The organism is Cytobacillus sp. C11.1, from assembly GCF_058145115.1.
The window spans coordinates 1,493,823-1,510,638 of sequence record NZ_CM176935.1 but is presented as its reverse complement, the minus strand read 5'-3'; the positions used below and the strand labels follow the sequence as shown (position 1 = coordinate 1,510,638).

Below are 16,816 nucleotides of genomic sequence, written 5' to 3'. Positions count from 1 at the left end.
CAGTGTTTTCTGCAGAAGAATGACTAGCCAAATCGGAATTAAGCCGGCATTTTCGATTTATCCGCGAAAAAATTGATTTATCCGCGAACCCAATAAAAAGGATAGAAAGCCACATTCATTTGGTGCTCTCTATCCTTTTTTATTTTAGTTGTATAGACCAAATATAAACCAGTGTATATTTACATCAACTGGTATAGACATCTATTCATAAACCTTTTATAATAGAGGTATACTCTTAACCCTATACTAAGACTTGAACGGAGATGAAGTAAGATGAGCCGTCTTCTTATAAAAAATGCGAAAATTATTCGAGAACACGACCTTCTTAATAACGGTTTTATTTTAATAGAAAATGAAAAGATCATAAAAGTGGGAAGCATGGATGAGATTCCTGCTATTGATCAGGATATAGAAATCATGGAACTTCCCCCGGAACAGACGATCAGCCCGGGATTTATTGATGTCCATATTCACGGGGCAGGCGGAGCGGATACGATGGATGCAACGCCGGAAGCTCTCACCACAATGGCCAGCGTTCTTCCGGCAGAAGGAACAACCAGCTTTCTGGCTACCACCATTACCCAGGAAAAAGAAAAGATAGAGGCGGCGCTGTCTAATGCAGCCCTCTATCAAAAAGAGCAAAACACGCCAGGCAAAGCAGAGATCATCGGTATCCATTTAGAAGGACCGTTTATTAATGAAAAAAGAGGCGGAGCCCAGCCGAGGAACCATATTCTCGAACCTGATATCGAGCTTTTTAAACGCTGGCAGGAAGCTGCAAACCACACAATCAAACTTATTACGCTGGCGCCTGAAAAGGCGAACGGCTACGATTTTATCCGCTATTTAAGCGAAAATGGCGTTGTTGCCTCGATCGGCCATAGTGATGCTATTTTCACCGAAATGGAGGAAGCCGTTAAAGCAGGTGCCACGCATGTGACCCACCTTTTTAACGGCATGAGAGGCTTGCATCACCGGGAGCCAGGCGTTGCCGGGGCTGCTCTTTTATTCAAAGAACTCATTGTTGAAATGATCGCAGACGGCATACACGTCCGGCCGGAAATGATTAAGCTTGCTCTCAACGCCAAAGGCCAGGATGGCATGATTCTGATTACTGATTCGATGAGAGCCAAATGCCTGAAGAACGGCCATTATGATCTCGGAGGACAGGATGTCACCGTTGAAAATGGCCAGGCCCTGCTCGCTGATGGAACATTGGCTGGCAGCATTTTAAAAATGAAAGATTCGATTAAGAATATGATTGATTTTACGGATATCACTTTATTGGAAGCCGTCCGCCTTGCCAGCAGCAATCCGGCCAAACAGATGAACATCTATGACCGGAAAGGCAGCATCTCGGAAGGAAAGGATGCTGACCTGGTGATCCTGGATGAAAATCTCGAGGTGGTAATGACCTTTTGCAGAGGTATAAAGGCTTTTGAACGCGAGGTGAAGTCTTCTTGAAGATTATCCGAGCAGCCCATTATGAGGATATGAGCCATAAAGCGGCACTGCTGATGATCGAAAAAATACGTTCCAATCCAGATATGACTTTAGGGCTGGCAACCGGCAGTACGCCAAAAGGAGTTTACGCTGAGCTGATTAAAGATCATCTTGAAAACGGCACCTCCTATGAAAACATCACAACGATTAATTTGGATGAATATATCGGCCTGCCTTCTTCTGACCCTAACAGCTACCGATATTTTATGAACTGCGAGCTTTTTAAACATCTTAATCTTCCGCTCGAAAACACGCATCTCCCTAATGGGACGGCGGAAGATATTAACCAGGAATGCCAGCGTTATGAACAGCTGATTAAAGACCTTGCGGATATTGATCTGCAGCTGCTGGGCATCGGCCGCAACGGGCATATCGGCTTCAATGAGCCAGGCACTTCTTTTAAAAGCCGGACGCATGTCGTCAAGCTTGCGGAAAGCACACGAAAAGCAAATGCAAGATTTTTCGAATCCATCGATGAAGTTCCTGCCCATGCGATTACAATGGGCATCGCCTCCATCCTTGATAGCAGAGAAATCGTGCTGCTCGCATCAGGCTCAGCTAAGGCAGAAGCAATCAGACGCCTGGTAAATGGAGAGCCTGATGAGCAGTTTCCAGCCTCTGCTCTAAAGCTTCATCCCAATGTGACGATCATTACCGATGAAGAAGCGCTACGTTTGGTGCAGGATTATTAAGACAATGCTTTGTTAAAGGCTGTTTTCGCAAAATTAGTTGCTTACAAACTGGTTTTAATTACTGAGTTGATTGAAGCGGAAGGCACTTGACTCCTGCGGGAAGAGAGGGAGCGGGAGACCCCGCAGGCGTGAAACGCCGAGGAGGCTCCCGTTCCTCCCCGCGGAAAGCAAGTGACTGGAGCGGAAATCAACGGGCAAATTTTTATAGTACAAAAACAACAATCTGAAGACAAAGTGATAGGAGAATTTCCCATGATCGATAAACAATCACCTATTCCGATTTACCATCAATTAGAGGAGTATATTAAACACTTAATTGAAAACGGAATTTTAAAGCCTGATGAAGCGATTCCGTCTGAACGCGAGTATTCCGAGCAATACCAGATCAGCCGCATGACGGTCAGGCAAGCCTTGAACAACCTGGTGAACGATGGATTTTTGTACAGGCAAAAAGGCCGGGGAACCTTCGTCAATAAGCAGAAGGTTGAGCAGAAGCTGCAGGGTCTGACAAGTTTTACAGAGGATATGAAAGAACGGGGCATGGTGCCAAGCAGCCGCCTGATCTCCTTTGAAATTATCCCGGCTGAACCGCAGCTTGCCCGTAAGCTTGGCATTAAAGAAAATACGCCTGTTTATGAAATTAAGCGGGTGCGCATGGCTGATAACCTGCCAATGGCACTAGAAACGACCTACCTTCCTGCCAATCTGGTAAAAGGGCTTACGGAAGAAATCATCAACCAATCATTATATCAATATATTGAGGAAAAACTGGCGCTCACAATCAGTGAAGCGACACAGCAAATTGAAGCTTCCATTGCAAAAGAAACAGAGGTAAAGCATCTGCAAGTCGATACAGGCTCCCCTGTTCTTCTGATTGTCAGAACTTCATTTTTGCAGGATGGCACGCCTTTTGAGCTTGTAAAATCAGCATACCGGGCAGACCGCTATAAATTTGTCCATTCGATGCAGCGCGCCACTAAATAGGAGAAAGCCCATGGGGGTTTTCTCCTTTTTTATTTTGCCATGTCCTTTTACAGGGTTTGTCCATATTATATAAGTGAGAATATTTTTATAAAAAAATGACTCAGAAAGGGGAGATAAAAATGAAGATTATGCTGGACGCCGGCCATGGATACGACACTTCCGGAAAAAGAAGTCCCGATGGTATACGGGAATATGAATTCAACCGAGCTGTAGCAAACCTTGCAAAGGGTCTGCTGGAAAACTATCAAAATGTGACTGTTTATTTTGCCCATTCGGATGAGCGGGATGCACCTCTCTCTGAGAGGACTGACCTCGCAAACAAGCTTCATGCAGACTGCTATGTGTCCATTCATGCTAATGCATATGGAACGGGCGGCTGGAACGAGGTCGGCGGGATTGAAACATTCGTCTATCCTTCCAGGCCTCAGGAAGCGCTTGAACTTGCACAAAAGATTCAGCGGAATTTAATTCACTCAACCGGCTTGCGCGACCGCGGCGTAAAAACGGCCGACTTCCATGTCCTCCGGGAAACGAAAATGACCGCCGTCCTTGTGGAATGCGGGTTTATGACAAACAAAGAAGAAGCCGCACTGCTCCGCACACCTGTCTACCGCAAACGATGTGCCCAAGCCATTGTAAAAGCTATAGCTGAACAATACGGTTTAAAAAGAAAATCGGAAGGACCCAAACAATATAAAGTGCAGGTTACTTTTGAGGAAAGGCAAGAAGCTGAAAAACTCGCAGGGAATTTACTGAACGATGGCTATAATGCGATTATCATTGAATAGGAAAAAGCCAGCACGTGAAATGGTGCTGGCTTTTTTCGGATGGGAACATCATGTCCCGGGTTTGTTTCGGTTATTCTCTCACATCAAAAAGATGCTAAAATCAACATTGAGCTTAACACAGCCAATTTTATGTGCAACTTCCCATTCTGGCGCGGTTTTTCATTTTTCCTTCGCAGGTTCTAATACTGCTTTTTGGATAATCAGGTTGACGATCGACATAATGATGGAAACGATGATTGCCGTGCCAAAACCCGCAATTTCAAAGGAATCGCCCATGAAACCGTCTGTGATCATTAATGTGACGGCATTAATGACGAACAGGAACAAGCCGAGCGTTAATACTGTGACCGGCAATGTCAATATAATCAGGATTGGCTTCACAAGGATATTTAAAATTGAAAGCATAAAGCTGGCCCCGATGGCAGCGCCAAACCCGGACAGGTAAAAAGAATCCTCAAAGAAGCCGGCAATGGCGACAAAGAGGATGGCGTTGATTAATATGCCAATCATCCATCTCATCGATTACAGCACCTCTTCGTTCGGCAGCACAAACACCAATAGTGCATAAATCAAAGCCATTGGAAATACTCCTGTCGTAAAGAGCAGGACTATGAATATGACCCTCGTTATGGTCGGGTCAATACCGATCGATTTAGATAGCCCGCCAAGGACACCAGCCACTTTTCTGTTGCTTCGTGAGCGCATAAGCTTATTCATAAAGCTTCCCTCCCATCATAAAAACGCTATGATCCTACCAGGCTGATGACCTTTTTAACGTAATCGTCCCGGTTTTCGAATCAGCCAATAGCTTAAGTCCGCTATCCGCTTCTTTTACAGACTTAAAGCGCATCATTTTTTGTATCACTTCGCTCTTTTCTTCTACTACCTCTATTCCCTCAATATCTACATGAAAACCGCCCAGATTGGTTCTCAGCTCTCCGCTGACAGCCGCAAAATCGGGTACAAACAGGTCAATGCTGCCGGTTGCCGCCTTTGCTTCTATCCTTTCACAGCGTTCATTTTCAGCCCTGCAGGTTACGTTGCCATTAAAGGATTGCAGCTCCGCCTTTACAAAGTCCCCCTCCGCTAAAATGGCGCCATTAAGCGTTTCAGCCTCAAGACTATCGATCCGGCTTCTTTGAACAGAAATCTGCCCATTTGCTGTTTCCGCCTCAACATATTTGCTGCTCAAATCCCTGATTGTAATTTTTCCGTTGGCGGTTTTGGCTTTAAAGTTTTCCACTGATAAGTTTTGACTTTCAATTGGTCCATTAAACATGCGAATTTTAACATTTTCATATTCTGCCTTCGGAATATAGATGACAGCATCAAGCTTCATCCACTTTTGCTGGGTGGAGAAACGGAGCTTTTGTCCTTCAATGGCAAAAATAACATCCTTAAGGAAATTCTTGCGTGCTTCCTCCTGGTTATCCACCCGGTAAACCTTCGCATGGCATTCAACACGGACATCGCTTTGCTCCCACGGTACAACCCTGACTGTTCCGTTTGCAACATCTATATCCAGATCCTTCAAGTATGTGTCTGCATGCTGGAAAATATGCGAGATCTCAACGTTTTTGCCAAAATTGAAATCAAGGTCAAAGTCCTTCACTTTCTTTAATGCAGAGTCTACGAAATCAATAATCTTTTCTTTGGCACTTTGATGCTTTGAGCTGTAGGGATCTCCTTCTTTGATTCTTCAAACTTCACATCTGCGGAGAGTTCCTTAATAAGATCTTCCTGCTTTTGTTCCATTGTCTGGTGTGAATTTTCAAGCTGCTCTAATAGCGTTAAAGCCTCATCAACTGTCAGCTTGCCTTCCTCTACCATTTTTAGTATGCGTTTCCGTTCCTCTTTCATTTTGGTTCCTCCTCTATATCTATTTGCTACTCTTCAATAAGGACTTTTACCCCTTTAATAATATTCCAGATTAGTACAATTAAACTTAGAATGATCGTGATGACGACAGCCGCCAGAAAAAATACCGGAATATCCTGGCCGGTAACCGTAAACTGGGTCACTGCTGCAAAAATAATAAAGGGAACAGGAACCAGCGGAATTAAATGCGATAAGAATGCACTCTTCGCATGCCGCTTCACTTCCGGGTCTCCAGTTGCAAAAAACACAATTAGCGGAAATATAAATCCTGCGAACATAATGCTGAAATAGCTTAACGCGGATAGCACCTTTCTCGTTTCCATTGTTTTCAGCTCCTTTTACTCTAATACGAATGTGGAGCAGGTAAGGTTTCGTTTTTGTAAAACCAAATAGCGTTTCCTCTTCTCACTTTCATTATAGGAAACCGCAGGAGTATTTACCTCTGTTTTTGCAAAAATACATCTGCAGGCTTAGGCTTCAATGGCCAAAAGGCGTAGAGCTTTTGGCTAACGACAAAAACCGCCTTTCTGCAAAGACGGTTTCCTTCATTGAAGCTTATTTGTAGGCAGCAGCCAGGTCGGTTCTCGGCGCTTCCTTCCGTTTCACTTCATCAATCTTGTTCACAAACATTTGGAACACTTTTCTTTTTTCATCCAAATCCCGTATGTACTCTTTCAGTTCATTATACTTTTCTTCAAAAGGCTTATGATACATTTCGCGAATATTATCAATAATCTCTTCGTTCACTGTCGATTGAATAACCTGCTTGGTGATTCCATATTTATAGGAATAAACCTTCAGCTCTTTTTTCACATCTTCGTACTCATTATTGATTTGATCCAATACCTCTGAAATATCTTCTTTCCATTCATCTAATGACTTCGCTAAATAGTCCTCCATAATGACCTCCCCATTTTGTCTAAAATTTCCCTTGTTACAATTATAACGCAGTATGTTTACATGCTTTTTGCTAGAACATTACATTGTCTTATCAAAGAAGAAGTTGAGAAGGTCATTCTTGAAGGATAATTATTTAAATGAGTACTCGTTCAGGATCTTGTCAGCGATTAATTCATAGCCTTTTCCGTTCGGATGCAGAGAATCAGAGAAATATTGCTTCTTGTTTTTCCCTTTGAATAACTCATTGGTAGAAATATAGGTGATGTTTTCATCTTGCTCTGCTGTTTTCTGAATTGATTGGTTCCAATGATCAATGTATTTTTCAATTTTATCCCCATCCGGATATGGATTGTAAAGCCCCAGCAGAATAATAGGAGCTTCATTATCGGCCGTTTCTAGCGTTTCAAGAATTCCGTTTAGTTTATCTTCATACACATTCTTAGCTTCGACGAGCTTTTTATGGTGGAGTGGATACAAATCTCCGCCATTGCTCTTCAGCAAATCATTCGTCCCGATATAAACGATGAACATATCCGCTTCTTTAAGGTCCTGCGCCACTTTCGGCTTGAGCATCTGCTTTAATACATCGGATGATTTATAGCCGTACACACCATAATTTTTTATTTGGTAATTCCTCTCCGGATAAGCACGGCTCAGCTTGCTCTGCAGCCTGCCGATATAACCCTTCTTCGTTTCATCTCCGTACCCATAGGTAAGCGAATCGCCAAATGCCACAATCATCTTGCCGCCATCCGCTTTTTTCTCTTCTCCTAAAAAGGTAATAGAAAGATAAAGTGCCAGCCCAATTAGGAGAGCTCCAGCTAATAGAAAGATTCCTTTTTTCATATATGTGTGTTCCTTTCTTGGTTGTGCCTTGCATTAAGGAAGTGATCGGTTTAACCGCCAGTTTTCGTTATGATTGGAATGATTGTTAGGCCGCAAAGTGACTGATAAAATTGAGTTCTGACCAATAAATCGAAAATTTCCGTTATTACTAGAATTCTCACCGCTAAATGACGAAATAGTGACCTTTTGATCCGGTTATTGATAAATTACTAGTGTCCGGCAGCCATCATCCTAAACGGATGATGGCTGCAGCCTGATTTTCTTTACCCGATTTGAATGAAAGTAATCTTTCTTCCATAAAAAGAAGCAGCGCCTCATGGCTGCTGCTTCCATTTATCAAGCGTTTGTCACGCCTTCTTTTTCTTCAATTTGCTGTTTCATTCTGAGTCGGTCTCTCTCCAATATTGGTTTGAGGTATTTGCCTGTATAGGATTCCGGAACTTCCGCAATTTTTTCAGGCGTTCCGGCGGCTAAAATAGTACCGCCTTTGTCTCCGCCTTCTGGTCCAAGATCTACGATATAGTCGGCCGCCTTGATCACATCGAGATTATGCTCGATAACCAATACAGTGTCACCATTTTCAACAAGACGCTGAAGAACGACAAGCAATCTTGAGATATCATCCACATGGAGGCCGGTTGTCGGTTCATCCAGTATATAAAGTGAACGGCCGGTTGAGCGGCGATGCAGCTCGGAAGCGAGTTTGACACGCTGCGCTTCCCCTCCGGATAAGGTTGTCGCCGGCTGTCCCAATGTAATGTAGCCAAGGCCCACATCAAAAATGGTTTGCAGCTTACGGCGAATTTTCGGGATGTTCTCAAAAAATTCCAATGCATCTTCAACAGTCATTTCGAGAATTTCAGAGATGTTCTTCCCTTTGTATTTAACTTCAAGCGTCTCCCTGTTATAGCGTTTGCCATGGCAGACTTCACATGGTACATACACATCAGGCAGGAAGTGCATTTCAATTTTAATAATCCCATCGCCACGGCAGGCTTCACAGCGTCCGCCTTTAACGTTAAAGCTGAAACGGCCCTTTTTATAGCCGCGCACTTTCGCTTCATTCGTTGTTGCAAATACATCACGAATATCATCGAACACGCCCGTGTAGGTTGCAGGATTGGATCGCGGTGTCCTTCCGATTGGCGATTGGTCAATATCAATGACTTTATCTAAATGTTCTACACCTTTAATTTCCCTATGTTCACCAGGCTTCGCTTTTGCTCTATGAAGCTTTTGGGCAAGCCCTTTATGAAGGATTTCATTAATTAAGGTGCTTTTTCCGGAACCGGAAACGCCTGTTACAGAAATAAAGGAACCAAGCGGGAACTTCGCGTTCACATTCTTAAGGTTATTTTCTTTAGCTCCTTTAATTTCAATAAAGCGGCCGTCATTCTTCCTGCGCTCAATCGGCAGCGGAATGAATTTTTTCCCGGATAGATATTGTCCTGTCAGAGAATTTGGATCATCCATAACGTCCTGAGGCGTCCCCGCAGAAACGATTTGCCCGCCATGAACACCTGCTCCAGGGCCAACATCAATCAAATAGTCGGCAGCGACCATGGTGTCCTCATCATGCTCAACCACAATCAATGTATTGCCGATATCGCGCATATTTTTCAGCGTATCGATCAAACGGTCATTATCACGCTGATGCAAGCCAATGGAAGGCTCGTCCAGAATATAAAGAACACCTGTCAGACGTGACCCAATTTGTGTTGCCAGGCGAATACGCTGTGCCTCTCCACCGGATAAAGTTCCGGCTGCACGGCTCAATGTAAGATAATCCAGTCCTACATTAATCAGGAAGCCAAGTCGTTCTTTAATCTCACGGAAAATGAGATTGGCAATCTTCATTTCTTTTTCAGAAAGTGTCAGATCCTCGAAAAAGCTAAACGCTTCTTCAATTGAAAAGGCCGTCACATGGCCGATATGCTTTCCGGACACCAGCACTGCAAGGGTTTCCGGCTTCAATCGGTAACCTTTACATGAAGGGCACGGATGCTGCGCCATATATTTTTCCATTTGCTCCCGGATATAGTCTGAGCTTGTTTCCTTGTAGCGGCGCTCCACATTCCGGATTACACCTTCAAACCGGATATAGTTCTCCCTCACCTGTCCAAAATCGTTTTCATAACGGAAATAGATATTGTCTTTGCTTGATCCGTATAAAACCTTCTCAAGTAAGTGTTCAGGAATATCCTTAACGGGAATATCCATATCAATTCCATAATGATTGCAGACTGCCTCTAAAAGCTGAGGGTAGTACTGCGAGCTTGTCGGTTCCCAAGGTGCAATGGCATGCTGCTTCAAGGATAGCTCCTTGTCGGGGATTACAAGATCTACATCGACTTCGAGCTTTGAACCAAGACCATCACATTCGGGACAAGCGCCGAACGGGCTATTGAATGAAAACATTCTTGGCTCCAGTTCGCCGATTGAAAAGCCGCAGTGCGGACAGGCATGATTTGCGCTGAATAACAGTTCTTCTTCTCCGATCACATCGACAAGCACCTTGCCATTTCCAAGGTTTAGCGCTGTTTCCATTGAATCTGCCAGACGCGGAGCCACACCTTCTTTTACTACGATCCTGTCTATCACTACTTCAATCGAGTGCTTTTTATTCTTTTCTAGTTCTATCTCTTCTCCAAGATCCATCATCTCTCCATCAACACGGACTCGGACAAAGCCCTGTTTTTTAATATCCTCAAGGACCTTTACATGTGTGCCTTTTCTGCCGGATACCAGCGGAGCCATTACCTGGAGCTTTGTTCTTTCGGGGTATTCCATAATCCTGTCCACCATTTGTTCAATGGTCTGCGAGGAGATTTCGATATCATGAATCGGGCATGTCGGGCGCCCGACCCGAGCGAATAATAATCGCAGATAATCATAGATTTCCGTCACCGTTCCCACTGTGGAACGCGGATTTCGGCTTGTTGTTTTCTGGTCAATTGAAATGGCAGGAGACAGCCCCTCAATGGCATCAACGTCAGGCTTATCCATTTGCCCAAGGAATTGCCGTGCATATGCTGATAATGATTCCACATAGCGGCGCTGCCCTTCTGCATAAATCGTATCAAAAGCCAGTGAAGACTTTCCGGAACCGGACAGCCCTGTCAGTACGACAAGCTTATCTCTCGGAATGGTGACATCGATATTTTTCAAATTATGGGCTCTGGCACCCTTTACAATCAGCTTATCCATCGCCATTTGTACGTCATCCTTCCGCTTTTAACTCTAATAGTAAATCACGAAGCTCGGCAGCCCGTTCGAAATTGAGGGCTTTTGCCGCTTCCTTCATTTCCTTTTCCATATCGCCGATCAGCTTTTCGCGCTCTTTCTTGTTCAGCTTGCCAAGCTTGGCTGATGGCTGATATTCTTCCTGCTCTTCCGCCGCATGGGTTGCACGGATTGAATCGCGAATATCCTTTTGTATAGTCATTGGCGTTATGCCGTGTTTTTCATTGTATTCTTCCTGAATGGAACGGCGTCGCTTTGTTTCACTGATGGCTTTTTCCATGCTATCCGTGATCCGGTCGGCATACATAATGACATGGCCATTTGCATTACGCGCAGCCCGCCCCATCGTCTGGATGAGTGAACGCTCGGAACGGAGGAAGCCTTCTTTATCAGCATCCAAAATGGTGACAAGAGATACTTCCGGTATGTCCAGCCCTTCCCTTAAAAGATTGATTCCGACTAGAACATCGTATTTTCCAAGCCGCAGCTCCCGGATAATTTCAATCCGCTCAAGCGTCTTAACCTCTGAGTGCAGATATTGGACCTTAATGCCGATCTCCTTCAAATAATCGGTTAAGTCCTCTGACATCTTCTTCGTCAAGGTTGTAACCAGTACGCGTTCATTTTTCTGGACACGCTCCTGAATTTCGCCGATTAGATCATCGATTTGCCCTTCAATTGGGCGGACATCAATGGTTGGATCAAGCAGTCCGGTCGGGCGGATGATCTGCTCAATCATTTCCGGAGTGTGCTCAAGCTCATACGGACCTGGCGTCGCAGAAACAAAGACAGCCTGGTTCACATGCTTTTCAAACTCTGCAAAAGTAAGCGGGCGGTTATCCATGGCAGATGGCAAACGGAAGCCATGATCCACAAGAACTGATTTTCTTGCCTGGTCACCATTGAACATTCCGCGGATTTGCGGCAGCGTTACGTGTGACTCATCTATGACAATCAGGAAGTCCTCCGGAAAATAATCCAGAAGGGTGTAAGGTGTGGAACCAGGCGGTCTTAACGTCAGGTGCCGCGAGTAGTTTTCGATACCTGAACAGAAGCCCATTTCCCTCATCATTTCAAGGTCATAGCGGGTCCGCTGCTCCAGACGCTGTGCTTCAAGGAGCTTATCATTTTCTCTTAATTCAGCTAAGCGTTCTTCCAGTTCTTTTTCAATATTTTGAATCGCAATCCGCATTTTTTCTTCACGTGTTACGAAGTGGGATGCAGGGAAAATCGCGACATGATCGCGTTCTCCGATGATCTCGCCTGTCAGGGCATCCACTTCACGGATCCGGTCAATTTCATCTCCGAAAAACTCGACCCGGATACAATGCTCATCCCGTGATGCTGGGAAAATTTCAACTACATCCCCGCGCACCCGGAAGGTTCCGCGCTGGAAGTCAATATCGTTTCTCTCATATTGAATATCTACAAGCCTGTGTAGGAGCTGATTCCTTTCTATCTCCATACCCGTTCTAAGAGATAGTACCATCTCACGGTATTCTTCAGGAGATCCCAAACCATATATACAGGAAACACTTGCAATGATGATGACATCGTTCCTCTCAAATAAGGAGGAAGTAGCCGAGTGGCGAAGCTTATCAATTTCATCATTTATGCTCGCGTCTTTTTCAATAAAGGTATCTGTTGAAGGCACATACGCTTCGGGCTGGTAATAGTCATAGTAACTGACAAAATACTCTACAGCATTGTTTGGAAAAAAGTCTTTAAACTCGCTGTAAAGCTGGCCGGCCAGCGTCTTATTGTGTGCAATCACAAGCGTCGGCTTGTTTACTTCTTTAATCACATTCGAAATCGTGAAGGTTTTTCCTGTACCTGTCGCTCCCAGTAGGGTCTGGTGCTTTTTGCCGGAATTTATACCTTCAACGATCTTTTTAATGGCCCCCGGCTGGTCGCCTTGAGGGGAATACTTTGAGACTAATTCGAATTGATCCTTCACCTAAAAGCCTCCCGTTCAAAAATTAACTTCTATCTATTTATAAACACAAATCAGCCTGTTAAATGACTGAGGGCCGGGATGCTGCTGATTTGTCAGTTTTTTACTCAAAACTCATATCATCATTCTACCACAAAGAGGGTAAAACAAACCAACAATATGCGAACGGATATTCGTTTTTTTATTTTTATTAATAAAGTATTGCTCGGGAAATATGCCGAAAAAGGCTGGGTAGTGTCGAAGAATAGTTAATCAAACGTTTGATTAACTTTTTGTATATATTTAAATCCTCTTATTTAGAGATCAATGAACATTAATCGGCTTAAATTAAAAGTGCCGGACAAAATGCCCTTTGGAAGGTACTTTATCAATTTTTTCTTCCACTCTAAATGCAACTCCTTTAGCCTTACTTTTGATAAAATAAAAAGCCCGTAGATGAAGTCTAAACCATAGACTTATCTACAAGCTGAGAGATTGATCATAAATTCTATTCTTTTTAAACTTTTAGTTAATAATTGAAAACTTTTATAAGTGATTCGCTTTAAGTACTTTCTTAAGTGATGAAACAATAAATGCAAAATCCTCATCTGTACAGGATAAAGGAGGTGACAGCGATAAAATATTATTATGCCCGTCAACCGTGTCTCCGTTTTTGCCGATAATCAGCCCGTTGGCCTTACACTCACTGATTATTGATCCAAGATATGAAGGTGGAGCAGGTTCTTTGGAATCTTTATCCTTCACTAGCTCAATGCCCATTAAGAAGCCAATTGAACGAATATCTCCTACGTTTGGATGGCTATTAAGCTCTTCCATTTCCTCCGCAAGCCTTTCTCCTAGCGTTCTTGAACGTTCGGTCAAGTTCTCTTTTTCCATTAATTCAAGGTTAGCTAACGCCACTGCGCAGGATACAGGGTTTCCGCCAAATGTATTAACATGGCGGAAATGGTCGTATTCTGATGAGGTTTTAAATTTTTCATAGATGTTTTTCTTAACCGCTGTTGCAGAAAGAGGCATGTACCCACTGGTGATTCCTTTTGCCATTGTAACAATATCAGGTTTGATTTCAAAGTTTTGGAAGCCAAACTTTTTCCCTGTCCGTCCGAATCCGCAAATAACTTCATCGATAATAAGCAAAACGCCGTATTTATTGCAGATTTCTTCAACTTTTTTCATATAGAGTGGATGCGGGATGATAATTCCGCCACCCGTAATAACAGGTTCCATTATAACTCCGGCAATGGTTTCCTTTCCTTCCCAGATAATCTTTTGTTCTATATCCTGTGCACACTGCAGATTAAATTCTTCAATTGATTGGCCATTAGGACGGCGGTAGCTGTCGGGTGGCTGGACATGCAGGAAGCCCGAGACGAGGGGTTCATATTTATACTTTCGCTGGGACTGGCCAGTTGCGGACAAGGCTCCCATCGAACTGCCGTGATACGCCCGATAACGGGAAATAAATTTATATCTGTCCGGCTCTCCATTCTGTGCATGGTACTGGCGGGTTATTTTAAAGGCGACTTCATTCGCATCAGACCCGCTGTTTGAGAAGAAGATGACATAATCATCGCCAAGCCAGTCATTTAATTTTTCAGCTAGGAGGATGGCTGGTTCATGACTTTGGGTTAACGGGTAGAAGGACAGTTTTTTTATCTGCTCATACGCAGCCTGTGCCATCTCTTCTCTTCCATAGCCAGCATTAACACACCATAAGCCCGACATAGCATCCAGATATTTGTTTCCTTTATTGTCTGTTACCCAGGCGCCATCGGCCTTAGAAACAACCATCGGATCTGCTTTTGCGCTATATGGTGAAATATGGTGCCACAAATATTTGCGATCTTTCTCTGAAAGGGTCTTGCTACTTGCATTTGTTATTGTTTCCATGGTTTCCCTCCACGACAATATACTTGTATTTCCAATCATTAAAATGAGCGATGGAGCTACTGTTGCGAAGACACCTACAATGGCTTTTAAATTGATTATGTAAAGCTGTTTTTCCGTCTGATTCTTTAGCCGAAGCTATTTCCGGTGACTCTTTTCTGGCTTCAGAATCTTTCCCCATTACCAACCGCACCTCCCCGGGCCACATCTTTACTTTTTGCCAAGCTATTAAGGGCAGCAGATGCGGTTAATAGCTTTAAAGCGGAAAGGTAATAAAGTTGATCCCATCTCACTGTATTCACCGCTTTTTCATTGAATAAAAAGTGTTCCTGGCCTGACTTTATTTCATTTCCTTCTATTGGTTAACCTATTACCGTATCAGGAGTAAAATGGTAATAGCCACCACCTTGAATTTTCTTTGAACAGGGAAAATTAACCTCCTCCTGTTGTTTCTGGTGTTTTAGTGTTTAAACGAAGGTGAATGGCTTTTTTACCAGCCAAGAACTGTACCATCTGTGCGAGATTCTGAACCTCCTGACAGTACTCCTGTCTTAGGATTTCTGACTATTATCTGTCCTCTTCCAAAACTAATACTGTCTACTCTTTTTACGATTTGATGTCCTTTGCGAACCAGCGCCTGAGCAATATGATCAGGGAAATGAGGTTCAACCTCTACTGTTTTGCCATTCACCCATTTCCATCGCGGAGCATCTAAAGCTGCTTGCGGGTTCAAATGAAAATCAATCATATTCATGATAACCTGCACATGACCTTGGGGCTGCATAAAACCTCCCATTACACCAAAAGGGCCAACTGGCTGACCATCTTTTGTCAAAAAGCCAGGAATAATAGTGTGATATGTCTTTTTCCCTGGCTCCAGACAATTATAATGGTCTTCTTCCAGCTTAAAAGACAATCCACGGTTTTGTAGGCTAATGCCCGTTTCAGGAACAACCATCCCTGATCCAAACCCTTTAAAATTACTCTGAATATATGAAATCATATTACCATCCTCATCAGCTGCAGCTAAATAAACCGTTCCGCCAGCTAGAGGATCCCCGGCTCCGGAAACATGGCTTCTTCAGTGATTAGACTTCTACGTACCTCAGCATAAGATTCGGATAATAACTGTTTAACAGAAACACCCATTTTGTCTTTTTCGGTAATATATTTAAAACCATCCACATATGCCAGTTTCATTGCTTCAACTTGTTTATGATAAGTGTCAATTGAACTGGCTTCACCAATATCAAAGCTATTTAATATATTTAAAGCCATTAGCGCAATCATTCCAGAACCATTTGGGGGAATTTCCCACACATCATACCCCCTGTATTTTACATTTATTGGATTAACCCATTCAGGGCTATAGGAATAAAGATCTTCTTTCCTTATGAATCCTCCGTTCTGTCTGGAAAATTGATCAATTTTTTCGGCTAATTCACCTCTATAAAAGGATTCTGCATTTGTTTCTGCAATGGATCTTAATGTACTTGCATGATGCGGGGAATTCCATATTTCTCCCGGTTTAGGGGATCTCCCTTCTGGTGCAAACGCCTCAAACCAGTGTTTGAATTCTTCTCCTTCTTCCTTAGAATAGGTTGCATAAGCCTCTTCCCATAACTGACTAATAACAGGTGATATTGGATACCCTTTTTCCGCATACTCAATGGCAGGCAGCAGGGTTTGCTTTAAGGAAAGCTTGCCAAAACGTTCAGATAATGCTGCCCAGGCTGACGGTGCACCCGGGACTGTAACAGGTATCATACCGTGCTGCGGCATCTCTTCATATCCTAGTTTTTTAACTTCCTCAATTGAAATACCTTTTGGTGATGGTCCGCTGGCGTTTAATCCATGAAGTTCCCCTTTCACCCAGACAATAGCAAAAGCATCTCCTCCAATTCCATTCGAGGTTGGTTCTACTACGGTTAAGGCCGCCGCTGTTGCAATAGCAGCATCAATGGCATTTCCCCCTTGCTTAAGAATGTCAAGGCCTGCTTGAGAAGCCAATGGCTGTGAGGCTGCTACCATTCCCCTGCTGCCAAAAACAGTCATTCTTTTAGACGAGGAAGGGTTATATAAAGAATCAAAGTTTAGCATTTTATAATTCTCCTTATTTATTAATTTATATAGATATAGTT

General features: G+C 43.5%; 14 protein-coding genes and 1 pseudogene. 4 read left to right on the top strand and 11 right to left on the bottom strand.

Features of this window, described 5'->3' with window-relative positions; genetic code table 11:
- The first annotated feature begins 273 nt into the window (after nucleotides 1-273).
- From nagA to AC3ZVC_RS07385, 4 genes are all read left to right on the top strand, one after another.
- Nucleotides 274-1,464: an N-acetylglucosamine-6-phosphate deacetylase gene (gene nagA, locus AC3ZVC_RS07400; RefSeq protein ID WP_490067655.1), complete on the top strand. Its 1,191-nt coding sequence runs from the start codon at nucleotides 274-276 to the stop codon at nucleotides 1,462-1,464.
- On the top strand, nucleotides 1,461-2,195 hold the full coding sequence (nagB, locus tag AC3ZVC_RS07395) for a glucosamine-6-phosphate deaminase (protein ID WP_490067653.1): 735 nt from the start codon (nucleotides 1,461-1,463) through the stop codon (nucleotides 2,193-2,195). Before nagA ends, nagB begins: the two co-directional genes overlap by 4 nt.
- 252 nt (nucleotides 2,196-2,447) lie before the next feature.
- The gene (locus tag AC3ZVC_RS07390; protein WP_214726272.1) at nucleotides 2,448-3,179 is read left to right on the top strand and encodes a GntR family transcriptional regulator; all 732 of its coding nucleotides are present in this window, start codon (nucleotides 2,448-2,450) and stop codon (nucleotides 3,177-3,179) included.
- A 119-nt stretch (nucleotides 3,180-3,298) separates the two neighbouring features.
- A complete protein-coding gene (locus tag AC3ZVC_RS07385; RefSeq protein ID WP_490067649.1) occupies nucleotides 3,299-3,967 on the top strand; it encodes an N-acetylmuramoyl-L-alanine amidase in 669 nt (222 codons plus the stop codon).
- 159 nt (nucleotides 3,968-4,126) lie between these two features.
- Here the strand turns inward: AC3ZVC_RS07385 and AC3ZVC_RS07380 are convergent, their stop codons facing one another.
- From AC3ZVC_RS07380 to AC3ZVC_RS07330, 11 genes and pseudogenes are all read right to left on the bottom strand, one after another.
- The gene (locus tag AC3ZVC_RS07380; RefSeq protein WP_490067647.1) at nucleotides 4,127-4,486 is read right to left on the bottom strand and encodes a phage holin family protein; all 360 of its coding nucleotides are present in this window, start codon (nucleotides 4,484-4,486) and stop codon (nucleotides 4,127-4,129) included.
- Between the two features lie 3 nt (nucleotides 4,487-4,489).
- Nucleotides 4,490-4,684, bottom strand: coding sequence for a PspC domain-containing protein (locus AC3ZVC_RS07375; RefSeq protein ID WP_490067645.1), 195 nt, complete (start codon nucleotides 4,682-4,684; stop codon nucleotides 4,490-4,492).
- 34 nt (nucleotides 4,685-4,718) lie between these two features.
- Nucleotides 4,719-5,579, bottom strand: coding sequence for a DUF4097 family beta strand repeat-containing protein (locus tag AC3ZVC_RS07370; protein WP_490067643.1), 861 nt, complete (start codon nucleotides 5,577-5,579; stop codon nucleotides 4,719-4,721).
- 17 nt (nucleotides 5,580-5,596) lie between these two features.
- On the bottom strand, nucleotides 5,597-5,827 hold the full coding sequence (locus AC3ZVC_RS07365; RefSeq protein ID WP_490067641.1) for an SHOCT-like domain-containing protein: 231 nt from the start codon (nucleotides 5,825-5,827) through the stop codon (nucleotides 5,597-5,599).
- Between the two features lie 26 nt (nucleotides 5,828-5,853).
- Nucleotides 5,854-6,168 carry a magnetosome magnetite crystal formation protein family gene (locus AC3ZVC_RS07360; protein ID WP_214726277.1) on the bottom strand — a complete coding sequence of 105 codons (315 nt, stop codon included), beginning with the start codon at nucleotides 6,166-6,168 and terminating at the stop codon, nucleotides 5,854-5,856.
- A 232-nt stretch (nucleotides 6,169-6,400) separates the two neighbouring features.
- Nucleotides 6,401-6,745, bottom strand: coding sequence for a hypothetical protein (locus AC3ZVC_RS07355; protein ID WP_110064589.1), 345 nt, complete (start codon nucleotides 6,743-6,745; stop codon nucleotides 6,401-6,403).
- A gap of 129 nt (nucleotides 6,746-6,874) precedes the next feature.
- Nucleotides 6,875-7,591: a DUF459 domain-containing protein gene (locus AC3ZVC_RS07350; protein WP_490067634.1), complete on the bottom strand. Its 717-nt coding sequence runs from the start codon at nucleotides 7,589-7,591 to the stop codon at nucleotides 6,875-6,877.
- 336 nt (nucleotides 7,592-7,927) lie between these two features.
- A complete protein-coding gene (gene uvrA / locus AC3ZVC_RS07345) occupies nucleotides 7,928-10,804 on the bottom strand; it encodes an excinuclease ABC subunit UvrA (RefSeq protein ID WP_490067631.1) in 2,877 nt (958 codons plus the stop codon).
- 7 nt (nucleotides 10,805-10,811) lie between these two features.
- On the bottom strand, nucleotides 10,812-12,791 hold the full coding sequence (uvrB, locus tag AC3ZVC_RS07340; RefSeq protein ID WP_490067628.1) for an excinuclease ABC subunit UvrB: 1,980 nt from the start codon (nucleotides 12,789-12,791) through the stop codon (nucleotides 10,812-10,814).
- 522 nt (nucleotides 12,792-13,313) lie between these two features.
- Nucleotides 13,314-14,678, bottom strand: a complete 1,365-nt coding sequence (locus AC3ZVC_RS07335) for an aspartate aminotransferase family protein (protein WP_490067625.1) — start codon at nucleotides 14,676-14,678, stop codon at nucleotides 13,314-13,316.
- 487 nt (nucleotides 14,679-15,165) lie between these two features.
- Nucleotides 15,166-16,775 (bottom strand): annotated as a pseudogene (locus AC3ZVC_RS07330) (gamma-glutamyltransferase family protein).
- Nucleotides 16,776-16,816 lie beyond the last annotated feature (41 nt).

Excerpts from the sequence above, each read along its gene's own strand:
- AC3ZVC_RS07360 (WP_214726277.1), bottom strand. The coding sequence starts at position 6,168 with ATGGAAACGAGAAAGGTGCTATCCGCGTTAAGCTATTTCAGCATTATG.
- AC3ZVC_RS07385 (WP_490067649.1), top strand. The coding sequence starts at position 3,299 with ATGAAGATTATGCTGGACGCCGGCCATGGATACGACACTTCCGGAAAA.
- AC3ZVC_RS07365 (WP_490067641.1), bottom strand. The coding sequence starts at position 5,827 with ATGAAAGAGGAACGGAAACGCATACTAAAAATGGTAGAGGAAGGCAAG.
- AC3ZVC_RS07355 (WP_110064589.1), bottom strand. The coding sequence starts at position 6,745 with ATGGAGGACTATTTAGCGAAGTCATTAGATGAATGGAAAGAAGATATT.
- uvrA (WP_490067631.1), bottom strand. The coding sequence starts at position 10,804 with ATGGCGATGGATAAGCTGATTGTAAAGGGTGCCAGAGCCCATAATTTG.
- AC3ZVC_RS07335 (WP_490067625.1), bottom strand. The coding sequence starts at position 14,678 with ATGGAAACAATAACAAATGCAAGTAGCAAGACCCTTTCAGAGAAAGAT.
- nagA (WP_490067655.1), top strand. The coding sequence starts at position 274 with ATGAGCCGTCTTCTTATAAAAAATGCGAAAATTATTCGAGAACACGAC.
- AC3ZVC_RS07380 (WP_490067647.1), bottom strand. The coding sequence starts at position 4,486 with ATGAGATGGATGATTGGCATATTAATCAACGCCATCCTCTTTGTCGCC.
- AC3ZVC_RS07350 (WP_490067634.1), bottom strand. The coding sequence starts at position 7,591 with ATGAAAAAAGGAATCTTTCTATTAGCTGGAGCTCTCCTAATTGGGCTG.
- AC3ZVC_RS07375 (WP_490067645.1), bottom strand. The coding sequence starts at position 4,684 with ATGAATAAGCTTATGCGCTCACGAAGCAACAGAAAAGTGGCTGGTGTC.
- AC3ZVC_RS07390 (WP_214726272.1), top strand. The coding sequence starts at position 2,448 with ATGATCGATAAACAATCACCTATTCCGATTTACCATCAATTAGAGGAG.